This window comes from Micromonospora sp. IBSANI012 (genome assembly GCF_052814045.1).
In genome coordinates this window covers 6,532,902-6,557,509 of record NZ_CP199933.1, presented here as the reverse complement: position 1 = coordinate 6,557,509, position 24,608 = coordinate 6,532,902, and the positions used below count along the sequence as shown (strand labels likewise).

Sequence of the window (24,608 nt, the reverse complement as noted above, 5' to 3'; positions counted from 1 at the left end):
AGCGGCCGGTCGAGCGTGCGTCAGCGCAGGGTGAGCTGGCGGCCGAGCAGCCCCTGGCGGGCCCGCCGCCCGGCGGCGTCCAGCGGCTCCTTCTCCTCCAGCATCTCGGCGTACCGCTCGGCGAAGGCGCTCACCGGCGCCTCCCAGTCGGCGGCCGGGACGTCCTCGGGCAGGTCCCAGACCGGCACCAGCCGGCCGTGCGCGCGGAACATGCCGGCGAAGCGGGTGCCCTCGCCCAGGGTCAGGGTGCCGGCGGCGGAGAGCCGGGACAACGCGTCCAGCGCGGTGTCCTCGTCCTCCGGCAGCACCCAGCGCACGTGCGCCTTCTCCGGCACCTGGCACCAGTAGGCGGCCCGGGCGGCGGCGAGCCGTACGGTCGGGTAGATCGCGGCGTTCGCCCGCTCCAGCGACGCCTGCACCGACGGGTCGTCGGCCGCGCCCGGGTCCAGCCAGAAGTCGAAGCCGTCGTGCATGGTGATCTCCAGCGGGCCGTCCACCAGGACGTCCTGCAGGCGCGGGCCCGGACCCGGCAGCGGCGGCACGGTCACCTGGCCGCCCGGCTCGGTGCGCAGCGCGCAGAGCAGCGCCTCGGCCAGGTCGCGGGAGACGTCACCGGACTGCTGGTGGCGCTGCAGCCCGATGAAGACCCGCCCGTCCGGCTTGGTCATCGCCGGGGCGGCCATCGGCAGCACGGTGGCGAGCGTGACCGGGCGGTCGCCGTACTCCTCGACCAGCTCCGGGGTGAGCCGCAGCGGCGCGGAGGCGGCCGGCACCAGCTCACGCAGGGCGATCCACTCCGGCTCGTCCGCCAGCCCCTCGAAGGGACGGGGGACGAAGATGTCGCGGACCTTCTCCCGGCGGGGGGTCGCTTCGACGGCGCGCTGGTTCTTTCGACGCTTGCTCACGGCGAGACAGCCTAGAGGCCGGGCCGGGGCGGTGTGGGGAGGACCCGCCCCCGGGGCCGGCTCAACCGGCGATGACCAGGTCCGCTCGGGCCGAGCCGGTCGGGTCGAACTCGGCCCAGACGCTCTGGCCCAGGCCGTCCCGCTCGACTCCCCAGCGGCTGGCCAGGCCGGCGACGATGTGCAGGCCACGGCCGTCGACCGCGTCCGGGCTGGCCGCCCGCATCCGCGGGCCGGCCGGCGCGCCACCGTCGGTCACCCGGATCGACACGGTCGGGCCGCCCGGCGTGGGCCGCAGCCGCCAGGCCACCCGGACCACCCCGCCGGGCAGCGGGTCGGCGTGCCGGACCGCGTTGCCCACCAGTTCGGCCAGGACCGCCACCAGATCGGCCAGCAGGATCGGGGGTACGACCTCGGCGAGTTCGTCGGCGAGCCGGTGCCGGGCCAGCCGCGCTCCGGTGGCGTGGTGGGGAACCACCACGCACCACGAACGTTCGACCGCGTGCGTCGACACCCTTGCTCCTTCTCGCCCCGTCCCCCGGTGCCCCGCGCAGGTCATCCCCGGGGCAGCCGCACCTCTGCGACGGTACCGCCACCGTTCCTCGGCCGGAGGGATACCCATCCATTCTGCTGTTCAACGATCCGGCGGACGAGATAGAGGCCGAGCCCGGCGCCGGGATAGCCCCGCCGGTCCCCGGACTCGCCCTGCCAGAACCGGTCGAAGGCCCGCTCCACGTGCTCGGGCCGGATGCCGATGCCCCGGTCGCTGACCCGGAACAGCACGGTCTGCCCGTCGGTGCCGGCGGTGACCTCGATCGGCGACTCCGGCGGCGAGTACTTGGCGGCGTTGGTGCCCAGCTCGGTCAGGACGGTGGCCATGCTGTGCCGGTCGCCGAGCGCCTTGGGCAGGTCGGCCGGCAGGTCGAGGACGAGCCGGTGGCGCAGGTCGGCGGGGAGGTCCGGCACGGTGGCGCGCAGCGCGTCGCCGAGGTCGAACGGTACGGCCGGCTCATTGCCGGGCCGGCCGTCGATGGCCGAGGAGAGCAGGCGGTCGATCAGCCGGGCCAGTTCGTTGGCGCGCTGCCCGATGATCCGGGCGGCCTGCCGGCGGTCGGTGTCGGTCAGCGACTCCCAGTGGTCGGTGAGGGTGTCCGCGTACCCCTTGATCACGGTGACCGGGGTGCGCAGCTCGTGGCTGGTCACCGCGACGAAGAGGTCGCGCTCGGAGTCGCGGCGCTGCTGGTCGGTGATGTCGCGGAAGGTGACCACCCGCTGGGTGCCGGGCCCGGCCAACTCCCCGGAGGTGATCCGCAGCCAACGTCCGTCCGGCATCTGGTGGTCGAGCACCTGACCGGACGGGGGGAGCGGGAAGGGCAGCGGCCGGTTCAGCGCCTCGGTGGAGGAGCGGCCGGTCACCTGGGCGGCGGCCGGGTTCCAGAGCCGCACGTGCCCCTCCCGGTCGACCACGGCCAGACCGTCGGCGAGCGCCGCGACCACCGGGCCGTCCCCGTGCACCGGCAGGCCGCTCTGGTCGCCGTACATGTGGGCGATGCAGGCGGCCACGTAGTTCAGCACGGCCTGCCCCTCCGGGTCCGCGGCGTCCTCGCCGTCGGCGTAGAGGGCGTGCAGGCTGCCGACGGTCAGCCCGCCGATCTCGGCGCGGGCCCCGATCATCCGGCGCAGCCCCCGGGCGGCCAGTTCCCCGGCGAGCTGCCCGGGGAGGTGGTCCACCCGGACCTGCCGGACCCGGGGGCCGGTGAGCAGGCAGACGGTCACCGGGTCGGACGCCGGCAGCGGGCGACCGATCATCCACTTGGCGTTGCCGCTGGCCGCGATGACCCGGCCGCCGTTCGGGGCGAACTCGACGAAGGCCACGCTGGCCGCGCCCACCGCCGAGCGGGCCACCCGGAGCAGCTGGGTGAGGACGGGCAGGCCCGCGTCTCCGGAATTGATCATCTCGATCACCGCGCTGTGGCCGGTGACCAGGGCGGCGAGATCGGTACGCTCCGGCATGTCCCGAGTGTGCCCCCTCGGGCGGAGTTCGGGCAGCCCCGTCCGGTGGGCCTCACCGGCCCAGCCGGGCCAGTGTCCGCGCCGGTCGGTCGGTGATCACCCCGTCCACCCCGGCGTCCAGCACCAGCTCCAGGTCGTCCGGCTCGTTGACGGTCCAGACGTACACCTGGTGGCCGGCGGCCCGCAGGGCGGGCACCAGCTGCGGGCGGGCCCGGACCAGGCCGATGCCGGGCCCGGCGATCCCGGCGCCGAACGGCAGCCGGCCGAGTCGCAGCCAGCGCGGCAGCACCTCCAGCAGCAGCACCGTGGGCAGCGCCGGGGCCAGCTCCCGGACCCGGCGTACGGCCAGTGGGGAGAAGGACATCACGGTGACCCGTACCGGGTCGTCCGGGCCGGGTTCGGCGAGTCCGTACCGACGCAGCAGCGCGACCAGCCGGCGCTCGACGTCGCCGCCGTAGCGGGACGGGTGCTTCGTCTCCACCAGCAGCCGGACCGGCCGGCCGGCGGCCAGTACGGCCTCCAGCAGCCGTTCCAGCGTGAGCAGCCGGGTGTGCGACTCGTCCAGCACCTCGTCGCCGTCGGCCGGCACGCAGCCCGGATGCCAGGAGCCGAAGTCGAGCATCTCCAGCTCGGCGAGGGTACGGGCGCTGACCAGCCCGCGTCCGTTGCTGGTGCGGTCCAGCCGGCGGTCGTGCACGCAGACCAGGTGCCCGTCCCGGGTGAGCCGGACGTCGCACTCCAGCCCGTCGGCGCCCTCGTCCAGGGCCCGCAGGTACGCCGCGAGGGTGTGCTCGGGCAGGTCGGCCGACGCGCCGCGGTGCGCGAAGACCAGCGGATCGCCCATGGCGCCGGCTCTCAGATGACCCGGCCGGGCTGCCCGTCCCCGCCGACCACCGGCCGGCCGACGGCCTCCCACTGACGCATCCCGCCGTCGGCGTTGCGCACCTGCTCCCAACCGTTGTTGAGCAGGTAGCCGACGACCTGGGCGGAGCGCCCGCCGGAACGGCAGATCACCGCGACGTCCCGGTCGGTGGGCACCTCGGCCAGCCGGGCCGGCAGCTCCATCATCGGCAGGTGGTGGGCGCCGGGGGCGTGGCCCGCCACCCACTCGTCGTCCTCGCGGACGTCCAGCAGGTAGGTCTCGTCGTCGATCTCGGTCACGGGAACGCTGGGTACCTGGGATCCGAACACGGGTAGCAGCCTAGATCCTCACCGGCGACATCGGCACGGGCCGGGCCGGTACGCCGGCTCACAACCGGGTGACCCAGCGCGGGTTGGCCGCCGCCCAGCCCGGCACCCGCTCGCCGCGTACGGCGTCGAAGAGGCCGTTGCCGCCGTTGTCGAGCACCACGTAGGAGATCCCGTCGATGGTCTCCGGGTACGACGGCACCTGCACCCCGCTCAGCGCGTCCGACGGCAGCGACCCCAAAGCCACCATCAGGTCCTCGACCCCGACGCCGTTGGTGTCCAGGGTCAGCGAGCCGCCGACCGCCCGCAGCACCCGGTCCAGCTTCAGCGGGTCGCCGCGCAGGTTCGTCTCCCCGGCCCGGTCCAGTACCGCCTGCAGCATCTGCTGCTGGTGCCGCTGCCGGTCGTAGTCGCCACCGGGCAGGTCGTAACGCTGCCGGACGTAGTCCAGCGCCCGGGCGCCGTCCATCTGCTGGCAGCCGGCGGAGAACACGGTCCCGGTGTGGATCGACCGGACCTCGGTGTCCACGCACATCCGGATCCCGCCGAGCAGGTTGATGACCTGCTTGAAGCCGGCGAAGTCGACCAGCGCGGCCCCGTCGAAGCGGATCCCGGTGAGCCGGGTCAGGGTGGAGGAGAGCAGTTGGGCCCCGCCCTGGCCGGACCCGCCGTGCTCGTACGCAGCGTTGATCTTGTCCTGGCCACCGCGGTAGCCGTTGGTGCCGCCGGGGGGAATGGCCACCAGCAGGTCGCGCGGGACGGAGATCAGGTAGCCCTGCCGCATGCCGGGCGGTAGGTGCACGATGAGGATGGTGTCCGAGCGCTGGTCCGGCCCGTCGCTGGCGCCCCGCCGGTCGGTGCCGACGAGCAGGTAGTTCAGCCCTTCGGAGAGGTCGGTGCGGGGTTGCCGGGCGTCCGGGGCGAGCAGTTGCTCCCGGGTGATGGTGCGCTCGTACCGCGCGGTGAGCGCCTTCATGCCGACGACGGCGACGACGGCCACCAGCACCAGGGCGAGACCGACCGTCAGCAGGACCCGGGGCCAGCGGGAGGCCGGGCGGTCGGGTGGCGGTGTGCCCCGCCCCCGGTCGGACCGCGCTGACCTGGCCGTGACGCCTCCCCGTGGCCGTGACGTGAGAACTGCTCACATCAGGCTACGGGCCGGTCACCGCCCTCCGGCCGGTTTCGGCGTGGCTACCGGCCGGTCACCGGGTCACTTGCGGTTGGAGAGCACGGCCGGGTTGGCGTACACGAATTCGCCCAGCTTGTCGTTCTTGACCGCCTGGAACATCTCCAGGGTCTGCGCGCTGAGCGCCTCACGGTTGTTGGCGTTGCCGTTGAACGTGCCGCCGTTGGTGCGCAGCATGGTCAGCTCGTTGGCGGTGACCCCGCGCAGGGTGAAGACGAAGTCGGCCACCGGCACGCCGCCGGTGTCCAGGATGAAGGCCTTGCCCGCCGCCCGGATCAGCTGGTTGATCTTCACCGGGTTGGTCAGCATGCCCTTGTCGGTGGCCTTGCGGGCCATCGCCTTGATCAGCTGCTGCTGGTTCTGCTGGCGGTCGTAGTCGCTGTTCGGCAGGCCGTAGCGCTGCCGGGAGTAGTCCAGTGCCTGAAGCCCGGACATCTCGCGGCAGCCCTTCTTGTAGACCACCGGGGTCATCGGGCGACCGGTCTTCTTGGCGTCCGCGTTCCACATCTGCTTGCCGTCGACCATCATCATGTGGTGCGACTTCACCTCGTGGCTGACGCAGATCCGCACGGTGCCGAGGGTGTCGATGACGTTCTTGAAGCCGCCGAAGTTGATGATCGCGGCGCCGTCGAAGCTGACCCCGGTCATGTTCTTGATGGTCTGGGCCATCAGCTGGGCGCCGCCCTCCCAGCCGCCGCCGTTGCGCGCGCCGGCCTGGAACGCCGCGTTGATCTTGTCGGTGCCGCCCTGGTAGCCGCTCTTCTTGAACGCCGGGATCTGCGCCTCGGTGTCCCGGGGGATCGAGATCAGGTACGCCTGGTCGTGGCTGGCGGGGATGTGCAGCACGATGATGCTGTCCGCCCGGACGTCGTCGGCGGCCCAGCGCTCGCGGGCGTCCACGCCCAGCAGCAGCATGTCGATCGGGCCGTCCAGGTCGGCGCCGCCCTCGGCGTCGGTCTTGCCCGCCCCGCCCAGCAGGTTCTTCTGGGCGATGTTGCCGGTCGCCTGGCTGATCAGCGCCTTGCTGCCGACGATGGCGACGCCGCTGGTCATCATCAGCACGGCGCCGAAGATCAACGTCAGGCGGGCCCAGAGCGGGTCCTTGCGCTTGGTGCGCTTCCTGGCGCCGCCGGTGCGCAGCCCGTTTCGACCGCCCTGGGACGGGATCGTTGTCGACGCCCGTGCGTAGGGGTCGGAATCCAGCGACGTCGGGCGGGGGCTGGTCTGAACCGGCATGCGTGCTCCAGCTCGCTTGGTCGGGGGGCGGGACCACTCTACGTACCGCTTCCCGTCAAGGCGAGATCGTCAGACGCTCAATTCCTGGATATCCCGACACTTGCGACGGCAATTCAACCGAACGGATGAGGCGATACGTCTACTCGGTGGTTGGCGGCCGATGATGGAACCAGACATGAACGCACCTCTGATGACGTCCGTCGAAATGTGCCGGCAATATCGGCCGCCGCCACCGGCCCTCGTTGGTCCGCCCGGGACGGCCGGGAGGTCCGGCCGCCCGGGGAGGAACCGGGTCAGTTGCCCTTGGTGTCCGGGTTCTGGTTGGCCGCCACCCAGGCCGCCATCGTGTCCGCCGACATCGCCTTGTACATCGCCAGCGCCTTCGCCCGGTCGGAGACCACCACCGACTCGCCGTTGATCGTGTCGCTGCCTGTGTTCGGGCTGGTGATGAAGGTCAGGTTCTCGCCGCGCAGGCTGCGGAACTGCACGCCCATGTCGACCAGCGAGAAGCCGTTGTCGACGGTCACCGCGTCGGTGACCGACTGGAGGAAGGCGTTCAGCTTCTTCGGATTGGCCAGCGTGCCCGTGCTCGCCGCCTTGTCCATCAGAGCGCGCAGGAACTCCTGCTGGTGGCGCATCCGGGCGAAGTCGCCCTCCGGGAACTGCTTGCGCTGCCGGATCCAGTCCAGCGCCGTGGCGCCGTCCATGTGCATGGTGCCCTTGGTGAACTTCCGGTACGGCTTGTGGATCGAGGTGATGCTCCGCTCCACCTTGAGGTCCACCCCGCCGAGCGCGTCGGTGACCTCCTTGAAGCCACCGAAGTCGATCGCCATCACGTGGTCGATCCGGACGTCGCTGAAGCACTCCACCGTGCGGACCGCCAGCGGAAGGCCGCCGAAGGCGAACGCCGCGTTGATCTTCGCGCGCCGCCCGGAGTCGCACTCCGCGCCGGCGCTCTCCGGGATCGGCACGTACAGGTCACGCGGGATGGAGACCAGGTAGGCAGACTTGTGGTCGGCGGGGATGTGCATGACGATGATCGTGTCGGCCCGCCACTGGCTCTGCTTGTCCACCGGCGCGTCCGGGTCGCGCGAGTCCGAGCCCACCAGCAGGATGTTCAGCGCGCCGTCCACCGCCTTGGCCGGCCGCCCGCCGGTGATCTCCGAGAACGGGTCGGTGCGGGCCAGGTCCTTGTCGAGGTTGTCGGTGTAGACCCACGCCCCCAGGCCACCGAGCAGCGCCAGCACCAGCACCGCCACGCCGGCCAGCAGGCCGATCCGACCCCAGCGCGGGCGGGGGCCACGCCGGCCGGGGCCACCCGGACCGCCCGGCCCCGGCGGTGTGCCGGGTCCGCCCGGGCCGCCGGGCCCGCCGGAGCGGGGGCGCTCCTCGTCGTACGACGGGTACCACTGCGTCTCGGACGGCCGGGCGCGCCCGGCGGCCCGGTCGGGACCGGGAACCGCGGCGCGTCCGGTGCTCCGGTGCAGGTACGGAAGCGGGACGCCGGCTGACGATGTGGCGGACATGCGATTCAGCGTACGTATGCCGGTCGAGCGTTGCCCGAAGGCGAACGCCGCGTCGCGCCCCGCGTGCCGGGCGGGGAGCTACCCTAGCCGCGCCCGGAAGTGGTCGATCGTGCGTCGCAGACCGTCTTCGGGCGCCACGGTGGGCTCGTATCCCAGCAGCTCCCGGGCGAGGGTGAGATCAGGTCGCCGCATCTCCGGATCGTCCGCGCTGCGGGTGATGTACGTCACCTCGGAACTGCTTCCGCAGAGTGACACGATCGTCTCGGCGAGTTGCCGCATGCTCATCTCGTGCTCGGTGCCGCAGTTGATCGGCCCGGTCTCGGTCGAGTCGAGCAGCAGCAGGATGCCGCGCACCAGGTCGTCGACGTAGCAGATCGAGCGGGTCTGGTTGCCGGTGCCGTGCACGGTGATCGGCTCGCCGCGCAGCGCCTGGGAGATGAAGGTGGGGATGGCCCGGCCGTCGTCGGGGCGCATCCGCGGGCCGTACGTGTTGAAGATCCGGACGATCGCCGCGTCCAGCCCCTTGCTCCGGTGGTACGCCATGGTGGCCGCCTCGGAGAAGCGCTTCGCCTCGTCGTAGACGGCGCGCACCCCGATCGGGTTGACGTTGCCCCAGTACGTCTCGCGCTGCGGGTGCTCCTTCGGGTCCCCGTACGCCTCCGAGGTGGAGGCCATCAGGAATCGGGCGCCGTCGGCGAGCGCGCGCTCCAGCAGGTGCAGGGTGCCCGCCGAGCCGACCCGGAGGATCTCCACCGGCAGCTTCTCGAAGTCGGTCGGGCTGGCCGGGGAGGCCATGTGCAGGACGGCGTCGAACGGCTCGGCCAGCGCCGGGTGGGCCGGCAGCCCGTCGGAGATGTCCGCCTCGACCAGGGCGAAGGACGGGTTGTCCAGCAGGTGCGCGACGTTGTCCTTCGAGCCGGTGACGAAGTTGTCCAGCGCGACGACCTCGCACCCGCGCCCGACGAGGGCGTCGACCAGGTGGGACGGCACGAAACCGGCGCCGCCGGTGACCAGGACGCGATGACCGCTGCCGAAACGCGGGGCTACCTTCATGCCGGCCAGCCTACTAAGGGTGCCCCCGGATGCGGCGCGGCATGCGGCAAGGGGCCCCGGCGCGCGTGCCGCGCCGGGGCCCCTCCGGTGGTGGACGTCAGTGCGCTCCCGCGCCGGTCAGCGCCCGCACCTCCAGTTCCGCGTACTTCTCCTCGTCGTGTTCCTTGGAGATCACCGTGCCGATCCAGCCACAGAGGAAACCGAAGGGAATCGAGATGATGCCCGGGTTGGACAGCGGGAACCACTGCCAGTTCTGCTCGGGGAACATCGAGGTCGGCGCTCCGGAGACCACCGGCGAGAAGAACACCAGGAACACGGCGGAGATCAGGCCACCGTAGATGGCCCAGACCGCGCCCGAGGTGTTGAACCGCTTCCAGAACAGGCTGTAGAGGATCGCCGGCAGGTTGCCGGAGGCCGCGACCGCGAAGGCGAGCGCCACCAGGAAGGCCACGTTCAGGCTCTGCGCGAAGATCGACAGGACGATCGAGATCGCGCCGATGACGAGCGCGGAGATCCGGGCGACGTTCACCTCCTGCCGTTCCGAGGCCTGCCCGTTCTTGACCACGTTGGCGTAGAAGTCGTGCGCCAGGCTCGACGACGACGCCAGGGTCAGTCCCGCGACCACCGCCAGGATGGTGGCGAAGGCGACCGCCGCGATGATCGCCAGCAGGGTCGCCCCGCCCAGGTCGCCGCCGAGGAACTTGATGCCCAGCGCCTCGGCCAGTTGTGGCGCCGCGGTGTTCCCCGCCTTGTCCTGCGCCGTGATGGCCGTGCCGCCCACCATCGCCGCAGCGCCGAAGCCGAGCGCCAGGGTGAGCAGGTAGAACGTACCGATGATGCCGATCGCCCAGAGCACGCTCTTGCGGGCCGTCTTCGCCGTCGGAACGGTGTAGAAGCGGATCAGAATGTGTGGCAGGCCGGCCGTGCCGAGCACCAGGGCGATGCCGAGCGAGAGCAGATCCATCTTGTTGTAGAAGGTCTGGGTCGCATTGCCGGCCACCTCCACGCCGTACCGCTGGCCCGGCCTGAGGAAGTTCTCTCCCTTGCCCGATGCCGCCGCCGCGTCGCCGAGCAGCGTGGAGAGGTTGAACTTGTAATGCGCCAGCACCAGCAGGGTCATCACGATCGCGCCGGTCATCAACAGGAACGCCTTGACGATCTGGACGTACGTGGTGCCCTTCATGCCGCCCACGGTGACGTAGATGATCATCAGGGCACCGACCATGATGATGGTGGCGACCTTCGCGGTGTCGGCGTCCATGCCGAGGAAGGTGGTGCCCGGCTTGATGCCGAGCAGCAGCGCGACCAGCGCGCCCGCGCCCACCATCTGGGCCAGCAGGTAGAAGATCGACACGGTGATGGTGGAGACCGCCGCGGCGGTCCGCACCGGGCGCTGCCGCATCCGGAAGGCCAGCACGTCGGCCATCGTGTACCGGCCCGAGTTGCGCAGCAGTTCGGCGACGAGCAGCAGCGCCACCAGCCAGGCGACCAGGAAGCCGATGGAGTAGAGGAAGCCGTCGTAGCCGTAGAGGGCGATGATGCCGGCGATGCCGAGGAAGGACGCGGCCGACATGTAGTCGCCGCCGATCGCCATGCCGTTCTGGAAGCCGGAGAAGGAGCGGCCGCCGGCGTAGAAGTCGGTGGCGGTCTTGGTCTGCCGGCTGGCCCAGACGGTGATGGCCAGCGTGATCGCGACGAAGACCAGGAAGAGCGTGATGGTGAGGTTCCGGGCGGTGCTGCCGCCCGCCTCAGCCGCGAGGACCGTGTTCATGGTTCACCTCCCCGATCTCGGCGCGGATCCGGTCGGCGACCGGATCGAGCTTGCGGTCGGCGTACCGGGAGTACAGCCAGGCGATCAGGAACGTGGAGACGAACTGGAGCAGGCCGAAGACGAGCGCGACGTTGATGTGGCTGCCGAAGAGCTTCGTGCCCATGAAGCCCCGCGCGTAGGCGGAGAGGATGACGTACAGCGCGTACCACAGGAAGAATGCGACGGTCATCGGGAAGACGAAGCCGCGCAACGCGCGACGCAACCCGGCGAACTCGTCCGACCGTTGTACGGCGAGATACCGCTCCGCCGCCGACTCGGCGGGCGCGGACGCGGGTGTGTCCGTGGACATCTGTGGATCACCACCTTCACAGGCCTGGGGAGTTTCGCGCACCGTAGAGAGCGCGCTCCCATCCAGGGAAGGCTGAGATCGGGGCCGGTCGGCGGCTGCGCCGAACGGTCTGCGGGCTGCGCCGAGTGACCTAGGTCACTCCGACGAGCGGTAGGTCGGGCGGGCGCTCGCCGGGCCCCCACGAGCTGTCGCCGGGCCGCCACGAGCTGTCGCCGGGCCGCCACGAGCTGTCGTCGGGCCGTCAGGTCAGCTCGTGGTACCGGCCCCGGTAGTGCAGCAGCGGCATGGTCTCCTCGGTCAGGTCGACCGCCTCAATGATGGCCTCGACCAGCAGGCCCCAGCCGTACTCCCGGGCGTTGTCGAGCCGGCAGCCGGCCCACCCGCCGGCGTCGCTGGGGACCGGGCCGTAGGGGGTGTCGAGCCACGATCCGGTGGCGAAGAGCCCGCCCGGGGAGGGAAAGAGCCCGGCGAACCGGTCGGCGAGCTGCCGGTGCGGCGGACCCAACGGCGCCACCGCGAACCGCCCGGTCTCCTCCACCGCCGCCCACAGGTCGGACTCCGCGTCGATCAGCCCGAGCAGCCGGTCCGGCTCGCCCTCGGCGACCAGGGTGGACGAGACGGTCAGCCCCGCCGGGCCGGGCGCCGTCCAGAGGGTCACCGGCGCCGCCAGCCGACCCCGCAGCCGACGTACGGGCGAGCGCTGCCCGGCGGGCACCGCAAACGGATCGGTGTGGTGGATCTCGGCACCCGGCTCATGATTCACGTGAAACATTGTGCCGCCCCGGGCCCGCGCCCAGTCGAGGAAGCGCTCGTGCAGGTCGGCCGGTGCCGCCTGCGGGTGGAGGCGCGCCAGTTGGTCAGCCGCCTCGGCCATCAGCCCGCCCAGGTACACGACCAGTGCCGGCGATGGCCGACGCGGTGGCGGTCCGCGCGGTGGCGCTACGCCGGTTGCGTTCCGGCGTGTCGGCGGCCGGAGACGCGTGCCGCAACGAGCGATATGACTCAGAGGCATATTTATGACTGAGAGGCATCAGGCTCAGGGTCATGTCCGCCTTCCCGCCGCGACACGCCCGGGCGGTGGTCACCATCGCCCCCCGTTCGCCCGACAGGTCTGCGCCGGGGTCAGCCAGCCTGCGCGGCCCGGTCGCGGCAGGGCCCCCCCGCCCCGCCGACCGACTGAGGTCCGGCTCTGCCCGCACGATCCGCGCCGCTCTGCAGCATGTCGGGGTATCCCCGGGGGCTGGACACCCCGACCTGCCGCAAGGCGTCAGGCAGCGCGCCATCTCGCCGGAGCAGCACCCTCGCCCGGACGGCCTATCGTGCCGGGCATGGCCTTCGTGACGCCGCCGCAGCTCGCCCAGTCCCGGTCCGTCGGTGCCGACTCGATCCTCCGGGGCGAGGTCGACCTCCGCGCCTACCCGTTCCGGCACCTGGCCGTCTCGGCCCGGCCCGGGTTCATGGGCAACAGCGTCACCCAGCTCATGGAGGCCGTCGAGCACCTGTCGAACTACGGCTGGGAGTTGGTCAACATCGCCTCGGTCACCGGCAGCCACTTCCTCTACGCCTTCATGCGCCGGGTCTGACCCACGCTCGATCCAGGCGCCGGGTCGCGGTGTCCGTCAGGCCGGACCCCGCGACATGCCGCACCCGGTGGCCCGGCCGAGGCGGGGGCGGCTCAGGTCGTACCCCCGTCGGCCGGATCGTCGGCGGCCAGCGGGCGGCGGGCGGCGGCCAGCACCTCAGGGTCCGCGCAGCCGGCGGCGTAGCCGGCGATCCGGCGGCGGATGTCCCGGGTGAGCAGCCAGACGCCGACGCGGTCGGCGACCGGCCGCAGGAACGCCGGCCGGCAGCGGAAGCTGTACCGCCAGGTGGCGACGGTGTGGCCGGGCTCCGGGGCGGGCGCGAACCGCCAGCCGCCGGCGAACATCTCGAAGAACCACGGGCCGCGCACCATCTTCATGCCGACGTTCCTCGGCGGCGCGAACGAGACGTACTCGCTGACCATGACCAGGCCGTGCCGGGAGCGGGTGAAGGTCCGCACCCCCTTGCCGGGGCGGGTCGCCCCGTCGGTGAAGTGCTGCTCCCGGACGAACGGGTCCCATCGGTAGCGCACCGGCGCGGTGGTCTGCGACACCGCGAAGGCCAGCTCGGGCGGGACCGGGACGGTCGCCACCGCCTCGACGACCGGCATCAGCGGCGCGGGGTGACGGTGGCCAGCAGCTCCGGCATCCGCCGGTCCAGCACGTCCCCGGCCAGGTACGAGCCGAGCAGCGCCGCCCCCAGCCCGTACGCCGCGCCGAGGGGCAGGGCCAGCCAGAGCCAGGCGTCCCCGAGCAGCGCCGCGGCCACCACCATCGGTACCGCGGCGGCCGCCGAGGCGACCATGGACAGCAGGGTGAGGAAGCTCTTCGCCACCCCCGCCCCGGTGTTCATCGCGAACGGGTTGCTCGTCTCCGGCAGCGAGTACGCCCCGAGCACCGACACGAACCCGTTGATCGCCAACCCGGCACCGTACGCGGCGAGCAGCGCGCCCCCGGCAACCCCGATCCAGCCGGGCTCGCCCACCACCAGCGCGATCACCACCGACACGACGCCCAGCATCGGCACCACGTACACCGAGAAGGCCGTCATCCGGGCGCGCAACTCCAGCCGACCGGGCACCCCGGCCACCACGTTCGCCGCGTACGCGCTGCCGTCGAAGCCGAACTGGTTGGCCAGGGTGACCGAGGCGAGCACCCCGACGAAGAGCATCGACAGGCTGAGCAGGACCGGCGACGAGTTGCCGGCGGTGAGGTCCGGGCCGTCCTCGGCGGCGAACTGCGGGCCGCCGAGGTTCACCATCACCGGCACGAAGACCCCGACCACCGCGATGGTGATCAGGTTGGCCCGGCGCCGGGCGTCCCGCCACCAGTAGCGCGCCTCCCGCGCGACCAGCGCGCCGAACCGGTCCCGGCGCGTCCAGGCCAGCGCCCGGGGGAAGAGTTGCGCGACGGCCCCGCCCGCCGGCCCGCGCCGGCCCTTGGCCGGAGCGGCGCTGACCGCGCCGACCATCGCCGACTCCAGCGACCGCGACCACCACAGCAGCAGCAGGCCGATGGTCACCGCCGTGATCAGCAACTTCACCGGTACGGCCCAGGCCCGCCCCTCGGCCACGTCCACGCCGACCGTCCAGGGCGCGCCGAACGGGGTCCAGCCCACCGCCTCGGCCACCCCGGTCAGCCGGTCCCAGTCGGCCTCCCGCACCGCCGCCAGCACCGCGATCTGCAACGGCCCGAGCAGGGCGGCGACCACCGCGAGCAGCACGGCGGCCAGGTCGCGTACCCGGCGGGACCGCAGCATGGTGGCGAACGCGCTGGTCACCGCGCGGCTGGCGGCGACGCAGAGCAGCAGCCCGGCGACCACCCCGACGGCCGCGACCAGCCCGGCCGCCCAGCCGCCCAGCGCGGCGGCGGTGACCACCAGCCCGGAGACGGCGAGCAGCACCACGAGCACCGGGACGCTGACCAGCGCCGCCGCGAACAGCCCGGCGACCAGGGTGCGGCGGGGCAGCGGCAGCAGCGCGAAGCGGGCCGGGTCCAGGGTCTCGTCCACGCCGAAGAAGACCAGTGGCAGCAGCAGCCAGCCGAGCACCAGCAGCCCACCGCCGAACGCGGCGGTCATCAGCGCGTACCGCGGCTCGTCGGCGAAGCCCGGCGCGGCCAGCGCCAGGAAAGCGCCGGCGGCGAACCAGAGGCCGACCAGGGCGCCGATCACGAACATCGCGATCCGCCAGCCCTGGCCCCGGAAGTTGTTGCCCATCACCCGCAGCTTGAGCCGGACGAAATGCCGGGCGGAGACCCGCCGGACCGGTTCGGCCGGGACGGTCACCGTGACAGCCACGACAGTTCCTCACCGGTCGCGGTACGGCCGCCGACCACCTCGACGAAGACCTCCTCCAGGGACCGGTCCCCGCGCACCTCGTCCAGGGTGCCGACCCGCTTGATGGTGCCCTCGGCGAGGATCGCCACGTGCGAGCAGAGCCGCTCGACGACCTCCATGACGTGGCTGGAGAAGACCACCGTGCCGCCGCCGGAGACGTACCGCTGGAGGATGTCGCGGATCAGCGCGGCGGAGACCGGGTCGACCGCCTCGAACGGTTCGTCCAGCACCAGCAGCCGGGGGCCGTGCAGCAGTGCACAGGCCAGGCCGATCTTCTTCTTCATGCCGGCCGAGTAGTCGACCACCAGGGTCCGGCCGGCGTCGGTGAGCGCCAGCACGTCCAGCAGTTCGGCGGCCCGCTGGTCGACCACCGCCGGGTCCATCCCACGCAACAGACCGTGGTACGCCAGCAGCTCCGCCCCGGTGAGCCGGTCGAAGAGCCGTACGCCGTCCGGCATGACGCCGAGCAGCCGCTTCGCGGCCACCGGGTCGGCCCACACGTCGTGCCCGAGCACCCAGGCCCGGCCGTGGTCGGGGCGCAGCAGCCCGACCGCCATCGACAGCGTGGTGGTCTTGCCGGCGCCGTTCGGGCCGAGCAGCCCGTAGAAGGAGCCGGCCGGAACGGCCAGGTCGACGCCCGCCACCGCGACCTTGCCGTCGAACTGCTTCGCCAGGCCGCGCAGCGCGAGCGCGGGGTGCCCACCAGTCATGCGTCCGACCGTATCCGGGCCGGACCAGCCGAAGCTCCGGCCGCAGGATGATCCCGTGTCCTCCCCGGGACGTACCCGCCCCCACCCCGCACCATCGCCACCGACGGGGTCACAGCCGTAGCGCCTCGGGCGCGTGCAGCCGGAGCATGGTGGCCCCGACGTCGGCCGGGGCCCGCCGGCGGGTCGCCATCGAGACGGCGACCATCACGGTGAAGGCGAGCGGCACCGTCCAGGCGGCCGGCTGCGCGATGAGCGTGGCCGGCCAGCCGGACAGCGGTGGCCCGAGCACGGTGACCAGGACCGCCGCCACGGCCGCCCCGCCGCCGACCAGCACCCCGGCCGCCGCGCCCAGATCGGTCAGCCCGCGCCACCAGATGCCGAGCACCAGCAGCGGGCAGAAGCTGGACGCGGCGACCGCGAAGGCCAGCCCGACCACCTGGGAGACGTCCAGCCCGGAGACGTTGAGCGCGAGCACCGCCGGCACCCCGCCGGCGATCACCGTGGCCAGCCGGAAGCCGCGTACGGAGCCGCGCCCGAGCACGTCGGTGGAGATCACCCCGGCGACGCTGGTGAGCAGCCCCGACGAGGTGGAGAGGAAGGCCGCGAACGCGCCCGCCGCGACCAGCGCGGCGAGCAGCCGGCCGGTGGCCCCGTCGCCGAGCGCGGCCCCGGGCAGCAGCACCACCACCGCGTCGGTCTGCCCGGTGACCAGCAGTTGCGGCGTGTAGATCCGGCCGAGCACGCCGTAGATGGTGGGCAGCAGGTAGAAGACGCCGACCAGGGCGAGCACCACCAGCGTGGTGCGCCGGGCCGCCGCGCCGTCAGGGTTGGTGTAGAAGCGGACCAGCACGTGCGGCAACCCCATGGTGCCGAGGAACGTGGCCAGGATCAGCGAGTACGTGGCGAAGAGGCCCCGGTCGTCGTCCCCGGCGGTGTCCGGCAGCAGCCAGTCGGCCGCGTCGGTCGCCACTCCGGACACCTCGGGCACCGGGTCGCCGGCGGCGAAGTCGAGGCGGTCGCCGGGGCGTACCTCCCGGATCGTGCCGTCGGCGAAGGTGAGCGCCGCGCGGTGCTCGACCACGACGGTGGTCGCGGTCCGGAACGCCGGCCCGTCGGGCGGGGTCACCGCGGGCCGGGCGTCGGCCTGCCACTGCAACGCCAGGAAGATCGCGGGTACGGCCAGCGCGGTCAGCTTCAACCAGTACTGGAAGGCCTGGACGAAGGTGATCGCCCGCATCCCGCCGAACGCCACGTTCGCGGTCACCACGACGGCGACCAGCAGCGCCCCCACCGGGTACGGCGAGCCGGCGACCGTGGCCAGGGTCAGCCCGGCGCCCTGCAACTGTGGCACCAGGTAGAGCCAGCCGATGAAGATCACGAAGACGGTGGCCAGGGTGCGCAACCGGCGCGAGCCGAGCCGCAGTTCGCAGAAGTCGGGCAGGGTGAACGCGCCGGAGCGGCGCAGCGGCGCGGCCACGAAGAGCAGCAGGGCGAGGTAGCCGGCGGCGAAGCCGACCGGGTACCAGAGCACGTCCACGCCGTACTTGAGGATCAGCCCGGCCACGCCGAGGAAGCTGGCGGCGGAGAGGTATTCCCCGCCGATCGCGGCGGCGTTCCAGGTCGGACTCACCGCGCGGGAGGCGACCAGGAAGTCGGAGGTGGTACGGGCCAGTCGCAGCCCGTAGAAGCCGATGCCGAGGGTGACCAGGGTGACCGCCACGATGGCCGGGACGACGTAGCCGTTGCCCATCTCAGCGCTCCGGCCGCTGGACCAGGTCGGTGAAGTCCTGCTCGTTGCGTTCGGCCAGCCGCACGTACGCCCAGCCCACCGCGATCAGGAGCGGGAACGAGGCGAGCCCGAGCAGCAGCCAGGGCAGGTTGACGCCGAAGACGGTGACCCGGCCGACGGCCGGCGCGATCGCGAACAGCCAGGGCAGGCCGCCGAGCCCGATCAGCACGACCAGGCTCATCCGCAGCGCGAGCGCCAGCTGCGCCCGGACCAGGCCCCTGACCAGCGCCTCACCGACCCGGGTCTGCTGGGCGAGTTCGACGCGGGTGCGTTCGGCCCGGCTGTCCCGGCGGGACACCTCTGCCAGCACGATGCGCGCCCGCCCGGGTGGCTGTGGCTCCCGAGGGGCCGGTACCGGATCGTCGGCAGCGGTCACCTGGGCAGTCTCGCCTGCTCAGCGCGGATGTCAAGGGTGTCCACCGGGGTTGTGGACAACCTGTGGAGAACGCTTCACCCCTGTGGACAACCCACGAGTTGAACATTAAGACGGCATTAAGTCCCCGCGCGTTCACCCCTTGTGTTGTGGCGAGTTATGTCCTTGCCGGTATTGACCCCGCCCCCTACGCTGGGGCAGCAATTCCCTGTTTCCTCTTCCTCCACGGGGTTTCTATGCGCAAATTCCGCACTCTGCTCGGCGCGACTCTCGCCGGGGCATGTGCACTGGCCGTGGTGCCGGGTACGGCATCCGCGGCTCCCGCCGCCGCGCCGCAGCAGGCGATGGCGGATCTCGCCGACACGACCGGGGCCTACTACGAGGTCTCCCCGGCCCGTCTGATGGACACCCGCGAGGGCCTCGGCGCGCCGAAGGCGAAGATCGGCCCGCTGGCCAAGGTCGACCTCCAGGTCGCCGGCCGGGGTGGCGTACCGGCCGCCGGCGCCGGCGCCGTCGTGCTGAACGTGACCATCACCGGTCCGACGATGGACAGCTTCGTCACCGCCTACCCGGCGGGCGAGACCCGGCCCGACGCCTCGTCGGTCAACTTCGCCAAGGGCTGGCTGGGCTCCAACAACGTCACCGTGAAGCTCGGTACGGGCGGCAAGGTCTCCGTCTACAACCGCAACGGCTCCACCGACGTGGTGGTCGACGTGGTCGGCTACTACGCCAAGGACAACTCGATGACCAACCGCAACGGTGGTCAGTACGAGTGGTACGCACCCGAGCGGGCGTTCGACACCCGCGAGGACCCCGAGGGCAAGCCGACGGCCGGCACCACCCTCGAGTACGCGCTGGACTTCGGGCCGGAGCGCAACCCGCACATGCGGACCCTCGTCACCAACCTCACCGCGGTGGCGCCGGCGAGCGCCGGCTTCCTCACCGCGTGGTCGGGTGCCACCGGCAAGCCGACCGCGTCCACGGTGAACTACGGCGCCGGCCGCAACGTGCCGAACACCGCGTTCATCCAGACCACCCCGTGCACCGGCACCGAGCAGTTCGGCTGGTGCACCCCGGGCTCGCGGAAGTTCAAGATCTTCACCTCGGCCTCGGCGCACGTCCTGGTCGACGTGGTCGGCGCGGTCGACGACGGCTTCTCGGAGTGGGGCATGCGCTTCGCGCCGATGAGCCCGACCCGGATCGTGGACAGCCGCACCGGCCTGGGCATCGCCGGCGCCATGGGTCCCGGTAGCGTCCGTCGCGTCACCGTTCCGGGCACGCTGGTCACCCCGGACACCGGCGTGGCGGTCATGAACGTGACCGCGGTGAAGCCGACCAACAACACGGTCATCACCGTGTGGCCGGCCGACATCCCGGAGATCCCGAAGCCGAGCACCAGCAACCTGAACCCGTACGCCAACCAGGTTGTGTCCAACGCCGTGCTGGGCATCGTCGAGCCGAACGGCGCGTTCAACGTGCACAACCTCTCCGGCACCACCCACCTGGTGGCCGACATGGTCGGCACGTTCTACTACCCGGCCGCTCCGGCGGCCACGCTCTCCGGTGACGCCGGCAAGAGCCAGCCTCAGTTCGTGGGCGCCTCCCACCGCTGAGCACCCGCACCACCGAAGGGCGCCCCGGCCGACGGCCGGGGCGCCCCTTCTCGTACGCGGGCCTGTGGCGGTGTCACGGGGTTGCCGTCGTCCATCGACGCTCCTAGTCTGGGCCGACCAATCTTCTTTTCTTACTCACGGGGTCTTCATGCGCGAAATCCGCGCTCTGCTCGGCATGACCATCGCCGCGGCATGTGCGTTGACCGGCCTGCCGGGAGTGGCGCTCGCCGCCCCGGCCGCGCCGTACACCGTTCTCGTCATCGACCTGAACGACCACCAGCGGCTCAGCACCGACCTGTTCACCGGCGCCTGGGACGGCGGCGACGGTTCCGCGATGGAGGCTCAGCTCGGCGACGGGGACGCGTTCACCCTGGGTGCCCACTGGCGGGACGAGACCGACCATGTCTGGAACGCCGTCCGCACCGCACCGCCGGCCGGCGAGAGCTGGCAGGTGGGGCGCACGTACGCCGCCACCAGTGCCGGCGGGACCGGCGCCACGCTGAGCCTGGACGGCAGCGGGCAGACCTGCGCCGGCTCCGGTGAGGTCACCGTCAAGCAGGTGGAACGGGACGCGGCGACCCGGCGGATGACCGCGTTCGCCGCCGCGTACGCGTTCCACTGCGACGGCGACCGGGGCGTCATCGACGGCGAGATCCGCTGGAACTCCGACCTCGGCTACTCGGCGCTGGACCACACGTCCCGTGTCGACTTCGACGAGATGGTGCTCGGGGCCACGGCGAGGTCGAGCGCCTCCTTCGCACCGCAGGGCACCGTGCCGGTCACCTTCGGGGCCGCCTCCCTCGCCGGAACCGGCGCGGCCGCCTTCGAGATCGTCGAGAACACCTGCTCGGGCCGCACTCTCGTCGTCGGCGACATCTGTGACGTCCGGATCAGGGCGGTGCCGACCAGGGCCGGCACCCATGAGGCGGTTCTCTTCCTGGCCGACGGCAGCAGCTACGGCGAGCGCCGCGTGCCGGTGACCGTGCAGGCCGAGCACAGCGTCGTCGGCACCTACTACCCGGTGAACCCGGGCCGGATCATGGACACCCGGTACGGCGTCCCGAACCTGCCGCAGGCCCCGATCGGTCCCGGCGGCGAGGTGGACCTCCAGGTCGCGGGCCGGGCCGACGTGCCCGCCGAGGGTGTCAGCGCGGTCGTCCTGAACGTGACCGTCACCGGGCCGACCGCCGACGGCTTCGTGACCGTCTACCCCTCGGGCGAGGCCCGCCCCACAGCCTCCTCCGTCAACTTCGCCAAGGGCTGGTTGGGCTCGAACAACGTCACGGTGAAGCTGGGCGCGAACGGCAAGGTCAAGGTCTACAACCGGGCCGGCTCCACCCACGTGGTGGTGGACGTGGTCGGCTTCTACGCCGGCAGCAACAGCGTCCGGCAGACCAAGGGGCTCGGTGGGCAGTTCCACCCGGTCAAGCCGACCCGGCTCGTCGACACCCGCACCACCGGCACGGCCATCCCCGCGGGCGCGGTGCGCCGGTTCTTCGTGGACTTCGGGCCCGAGCTGAGCGGGCGGGCCGGCGCCCTGGTCCTGAACATCACCGCGGTGGCCCCGGAGAAGAGCGGCTTCCTCACCGCGTGGTCCGGGTTGGGCGACGTCCCGTCGGCGTCGACGGTCAACTACGGCGCGGGCAAGGTGGTGCCGAACCTGGCGGTGGTGCAGTCGAACTACCAGTGCGACTGCGGCACCACCTACGGCGTGAACACGTTCTCCCTGTTCAGCTCGCAGAAGGCGCACGTGGTGGTGGACCTGGTCGGGGTGATGGACCATTCGCTCACCCCCAACGGCCTGCGCTTCAGCCCGACCAGCCCGACCCGGATCGTGGACAGCCGCGGCGGGCTGGGCACCAGCGGCGCCCTCGGCCCGAACGTGACCCGCACGGTGACCGCGCCGCCGGCCCTGGTCACGGACGCCACGCAGGCGCTGGCCATGAACGTCACCGCCGTGACTCCGACGAACGCCACCGTGCTCACGGTGTGGCCGGCCGGCGCCGGCCTGACCAAGCCGACCGCCAGCAACCTCAACCCGGCCGCGGGGCAGACCGTGTCCAACGCGGCGATCAGCGGGATCGGCCCGTCCGACGCGTTCCACGCGCACAACCTCGCCGGTACCACCCACCTGGTGACCGACGTGGTGGGTCGGTTCGACCTCTACCCCTACACGATGGGTAGCGGCGGGACCTTCAGCGTGTTCCGCGCGGGCCCGGCGGGGTAGCCGAATCCGTGCCGACCCGGCGAGGGCGTCCCGGTCCGTCCGGGGCGCCCTTTCCGGTTACCGGGGTCGACCGTGGACGAAGACGCTGGTGACGGGGTTGCCGCAAACCATCGACGCTCCTAGGCTGTCTCCGCCAATCCCTCACTTTCTTCCTCCACGGGGTATCCATGCGGAAAATCCGCAGCATTCTCGGCGCGTTCGTCGCCGGGGCCTGCGCGCTCACCGTGCTGCCGGGGGTGGCGCTCGCCGCGCCCACCGCGCCATTCAAGGTCCTCACCGTCGATGTGGGCGACCAGACCGGCGGCTACCCGATCGACCACTCGGGCGTCTACGACACCGGCAACTCGACTCTCTCCCTGACCCCGGACGCGCTGGACCGGATCTCGGTCTACGCGTACCAGCAGAGCTCCTACGTCAACCTCCGGACCGAGCCGCCCACCGGGCAGAAGTGGGTCGAGGGGCAGACGTACCGCACCGGCGAGCTCGCCGACGACACGTCCGCCGGCCTGAGCCTCGCCTCCGACGGCCGGGGCTGCGGAAACACCACTGGCTCGATCACGGTGCGGGAGGTCGTCCGCAACGCCGAGACCAACCTGGTCGAGAAGTTCGCCGCGTCGTACGACTACAGCTGCCCCGGCGGCACCAACAGCGGCGTGATCAGCGGCGAGCTGCGCTGGGACTCCTCGGTGGACTACGTGGTCGCCCACGGCTCGCCCAACCCCGTCTCGTTCGGGTTCCAGGAGTTGGCGGTGGGCAGCGCGGCCAAGACGGTCACCTTCACGTCGATCGGCAGCAAGCCGATCACCTTCGGTGCCGCCAGCATCGGTGGCCCTACCCCCGACTCGTTCAGCGTCACCAGCTCCAGCTGCACGGGCCAGACGCTCGCCCCGGGCCAGACCTGCACCGTCTCCGTGGTAACCCACCCGGTCAAGGAGGGCGTCCAGACGGGCAGCCTGCTGCTCGCCGACGACAGCTCCACCGGCACCCGCCGGGTGCAGCTCTCCGTGGAGGCCTTCCGGGGCGTCACCGGCATGTACTACCCGATCTCCCCGGCCCGCCTCATGGACACCCGAACCGGCCTGGGTGCACCGAAGGCCCGGATCGGCGCCGGCAAGAAGGTCGACCTGCAGGTCGCCGGCCGTGGCGGGGTGCCGAGCAGCGGGGTCAGCTCGGTGGTGCTGAACGTGACCGTCACCGGTCCGACCGCCGCCAGCTTCCTCACCCTCTATCCGGCCGGGCAGAGCCGGCCCACCGGATCGTCGATCAACTTCCCGAAGTACTGGCTCGGCTCGAACAACGTGACCGTGAAGCTGGGCTCGGGCGGCAAGGTGTCGGTCTACAACCATGCCGGCTCCACTGACGTGGTGGTGGACGTGGTCGGCTTCTACGCCGGCAACAACTCCATCTCCAGCCGCGGCTGGGGCAGCCAGTACCAATGGTTCAAGCCCTCCCGCCTCTGGGACAGCCGTACCGACGGGGGTGCCCTGCCGGGCGGCTACTACACCGACGGCCCGGTCGACTTCGGCAGGGACTTCAGCCCGCACGTGCAGGCGCTGGTTCTCAACATCACGGCCGTCTCGCCGAAGAAGGCCGGTTTCCTCACCGCCTGGGACGGCGTGGGTGACGTGCCGAAGTCCTCGACGGTGAACTACGGCGCCGGCAAGGTGGTGCCGAACCTGGCCGTGGTCAAGGTTCGCCAGGAGTGGAACAGCAGCAAGGGCTACTACCTGCCGTGGTTCGCGGTCTACACCTCGCAGACCTCGAACATCGTCATCGACCTGGTGGGCGTGATGGACGACGGCACGGCCCCCGACGGGCTGCGGTTCACGCCGCTGGCCCCGACCCGGATCGTGGACAGCCGGATCAACCAGGGCATCGCCGGTGCCATGGGTCCCGGCTCCGTCCGTAAGGTCACCGCCCCGGCCAACCTGGTCACCGATGCGACCGAGGCGCTGGCGATGAACGTCACCGCCGTGTCGCCGACCAACAACACGGTGATCACCGTCTGGCCGGCTGACTACGGCATGAGCAAGCCGTCGGCCAGTAACCTCAACCCCGCCGCCGGGCAGACCGTGTCCAACGCGGTGCTCGGGGTCATCGGTCCGCAGGACGCGTTCAACGTGCACAACCTCTCCGGCACCACCCAGCTCGTGGCCGACGTGGTGGGTACCTTCTGGCTCTACCCGGGTACCGCCAGCGCGGCGACGCTGACCCGGGCAACTGCCACCGAGCGGCCCGAGGTGGTCGACTCGGCGCAGCGCGTCACGCGACGCGGCTGACTCCCCGGGCGCGGGTGCCCCGGCAGGTTCGGGGCACCCGCACCGCATTCTCCGTTCTTCCTGTGGGGGCTGAGCACCCGCACCACCGAAGGGCGCCCCGACCATCGGCCGGGGCGCCCTTCCCCGCTTCCGGCGGGTTCGGGCGCTGGCCCGGTACGCCGGCAGTGCCCCGTTCGCCCTTCCGAACGGGGTTGCCGGCCATCGACCGTCGCCTTACGCTGGCCGGGCCTTCCCCTCCTTTTTCTTTACGGGGTCTTCATGCGCAAAATTCGTGCCCTCGTCGGCGCGACGAGCGCCGGGGCGTGCGCAATCACCGCGCTGCCCGCGGCGGTGCTCGCCGAACTGGGGCCGAACAAGCGATTCAACGTACGCAACAACGCGGGCACCACGGACGTCGTCATGGACGTGGTGGGCCGGTTCTACTGGCCGTGACGCGGGGCGTGCCCGGGCTCCGGCCGGGGCACCCCTCTCCATT

At 71.9% G+C, this 24,608-nt stretch carries 22 protein-coding genes; 5 read left to right on the top strand and 17 right to left on the bottom strand.

All coding sequences use genetic code 11. The features are described 5' to 3' along the window. Positions 1–20: 20 nt before the first annotated feature. From ACTWM8_RS30365 to ACTWM8_RS30310, 12 genes are all read right to left on the bottom strand, one after another. Entirely contained in the window at positions 21–905 is an 885-nt protein-coding gene (locus ACTWM8_RS30365) for a DUF5926 family protein (protein WP_446211921.1), read from the bottom strand. Between the two features lie 61 nt (positions 906–966). After that, positions 967–1,383, bottom strand: a complete 417-nt coding sequence (locus ACTWM8_RS30360) for an ATP-binding protein (RefSeq protein ID WP_446214718.1) — start codon at positions 1,381–1,383, stop codon at positions 967–969. A gap of 74 nt (positions 1,384–1,457) precedes the next feature. Next, on the bottom strand, positions 1,458–2,915 hold the full coding sequence (locus ACTWM8_RS30355) for a PAS domain-containing sensor histidine kinase (RefSeq protein WP_446211920.1): 1,458 nt from the start codon (positions 2,913–2,915) through the stop codon (positions 1,458–1,460). A gap of 52 nt (positions 2,916–2,967) precedes the next feature. Beyond that, on the bottom strand, positions 2,968–3,759 hold the full coding sequence (locus ACTWM8_RS30350) for a glycerophosphodiester phosphodiesterase (RefSeq protein ID WP_446211919.1): 792 nt from the start codon (positions 3,757–3,759) through the stop codon (positions 2,968–2,970). Between the two features lie 11 nt (positions 3,760–3,770). Then, positions 3,771–4,106 carry a rhodanese-like domain-containing protein gene (locus ACTWM8_RS30345; protein WP_088959745.1) on the bottom strand — a complete coding sequence of 112 codons (336 nt, stop codon included), beginning with the start codon at positions 4,104–4,106 and terminating at the stop codon, positions 3,771–3,773. A gap of 58 nt (positions 4,107–4,164) precedes the next feature. Next, positions 4,165–5,103 carry an LCP family protein gene (locus tag ACTWM8_RS30340; protein ID WP_446211918.1) on the bottom strand — a complete coding sequence of 313 codons (939 nt, stop codon included), beginning with the start codon at positions 5,101–5,103 and terminating at the stop codon, positions 4,165–4,167. Positions 5,104–5,313: 210 nt separating this feature from the next. Continuing rightward, the gene (locus tag ACTWM8_RS30335) at positions 5,314–6,525 is read right to left on the bottom strand and encodes an LCP family protein (RefSeq protein WP_446211917.1); all 1,212 of its coding nucleotides are present in this window, start codon (positions 6,523–6,525) and stop codon (positions 5,314–5,316) included. A 293-nt stretch (positions 6,526–6,818) separates the two neighbouring features. Then, a complete protein-coding gene (locus ACTWM8_RS30330) occupies positions 6,819–8,051 on the bottom strand; it encodes an LCP family protein (protein ID WP_446211916.1) in 1,233 nt (410 codons plus the stop codon). A gap of 78 nt (positions 8,052–8,129) precedes the next feature. Then, entirely contained in the window at positions 8,130–9,104 is a 975-nt protein-coding gene (locus ACTWM8_RS30325; protein WP_446211915.1) for an NAD-dependent epimerase/dehydratase family protein, read from the bottom strand. Positions 9,105–9,201: 97 nt separating this feature from the next. Beyond that, positions 9,202–10,875 carry a solute symporter family protein gene (locus ACTWM8_RS30320; protein WP_446211914.1) on the bottom strand — a complete coding sequence of 558 codons (1,674 nt, stop codon included), beginning with the start codon at positions 10,873–10,875 and terminating at the stop codon, positions 9,202–9,204. Beyond that, complete coding sequence (locus ACTWM8_RS30315; protein WP_446211913.1) at positions 10,853–11,224, bottom strand: DUF485 domain-containing protein; 372 nt, start codon at positions 11,222–11,224, stop codon at positions 10,853–10,855. The genes ACTWM8_RS30320 and ACTWM8_RS30315 overlap by 23 nt, the downstream gene beginning before the upstream one ends. Before the next feature lie 241 nt (positions 11,225–11,465). Further along, positions 11,466–12,098: a flavin reductase family protein gene (locus ACTWM8_RS30310; RefSeq protein WP_446211912.1), complete on the bottom strand. Its 633-nt coding sequence runs from the start codon at positions 12,096–12,098 to the stop codon at positions 11,466–11,468. 454 nt (positions 12,099–12,552) lie between these two features. Here ACTWM8_RS30310 and ACTWM8_RS30305 point away from each other — a divergent pair, with 454 nt between their 5' ends. Further along, the gene (locus ACTWM8_RS30305) at positions 12,553–12,807 is read left to right on the top strand and encodes a hypothetical protein (protein WP_446211911.1); all 255 of its coding nucleotides are present in this window, start codon (positions 12,553–12,555) and stop codon (positions 12,805–12,807) included. 92 nt (positions 12,808–12,899) lie between these two features. On the opposite strand, the gene ACTWM8_RS30300 is transcribed toward ACTWM8_RS30305, so the two are convergent. The 5 genes from ACTWM8_RS30300 to ACTWM8_RS30280 all read right to left on the bottom strand — a co-directional run bounded on the left by ACTWM8_RS30300 (position 12,900) and on the right by ACTWM8_RS30280 (position 18,017). After that, positions 12,900–13,415 (bottom strand): SRPBCC family protein, encoded by a 516-nt coding sequence (locus ACTWM8_RS30300; protein ID WP_446211910.1) that lies wholly within the window; start codon positions 13,413–13,415, stop codon positions 12,900–12,902. Beyond that, positions 13,415–15,103, bottom strand: coding sequence for an ABC transporter permease (locus tag ACTWM8_RS30295; RefSeq protein ID WP_446211909.1), 1,689 nt, complete (start codon positions 15,101–15,103; stop codon positions 13,415–13,417). The genes ACTWM8_RS30300 and ACTWM8_RS30295 overlap by 1 nt, the downstream gene beginning before the upstream one ends. Then, positions 15,088–15,852 carry an ABC transporter ATP-binding protein gene (locus tag ACTWM8_RS30290; protein ID WP_446211908.1) on the bottom strand — a complete coding sequence of 255 codons (765 nt, stop codon included), beginning with the start codon at positions 15,850–15,852 and terminating at the stop codon, positions 15,088–15,090. Before ACTWM8_RS30290 ends, ACTWM8_RS30295 begins: the two co-directional genes overlap by 16 nt. Before the next feature lie 109 nt (positions 15,853–15,961). After that, positions 15,962–17,602: a sodium/solute symporter gene (locus tag ACTWM8_RS30285; protein WP_446211907.1), complete on the bottom strand. Its 1,641-nt coding sequence runs from the start codon at positions 17,600–17,602 to the stop codon at positions 15,962–15,964. Between the two features lies 1 nt (position 17,603). Beyond that, entirely contained in the window at positions 17,604–18,017 is a 414-nt protein-coding gene (locus ACTWM8_RS30280; RefSeq protein WP_446211906.1) for a hypothetical protein, read from the bottom strand. A gap of 233 nt (positions 18,018–18,250) precedes the next feature. Here ACTWM8_RS30280 and ACTWM8_RS30275 point away from each other — a divergent pair, with 233 nt between their 5' ends. From ACTWM8_RS30275 to ACTWM8_RS30260, 4 genes are all read left to right on the top strand, one after another. Then, on the top strand, positions 18,251–19,627 hold the full coding sequence (locus ACTWM8_RS30275; RefSeq protein WP_446211905.1) for a hypothetical protein: 1,377 nt from the start codon (positions 18,251–18,253) through the stop codon (positions 19,625–19,627). A gap of 148 nt (positions 19,628–19,775) precedes the next feature. After that, entirely contained in the window at positions 19,776–21,854 is a 2,079-nt protein-coding gene (locus ACTWM8_RS30270) for a hypothetical protein (protein WP_446211904.1), read from the top strand. A gap of 167 nt (positions 21,855–22,021) precedes the next feature. Beyond that, positions 22,022–24,133: a choice-of-anchor D domain-containing protein gene (locus ACTWM8_RS30265; protein WP_446211903.1), complete on the top strand. Its 2,112-nt coding sequence runs from the start codon at positions 22,022–22,024 to the stop codon at positions 24,131–24,133. Positions 24,134–24,391: 258 nt separating this feature from the next. Continuing rightward, positions 24,392–24,565, top strand: coding sequence for a hypothetical protein (locus tag ACTWM8_RS30260; RefSeq protein ID WP_446211902.1), 174 nt, complete (start codon positions 24,392–24,394; stop codon positions 24,563–24,565). The last annotated feature ends 43 nt before the right edge of the window (positions 24,566–24,608 follow it).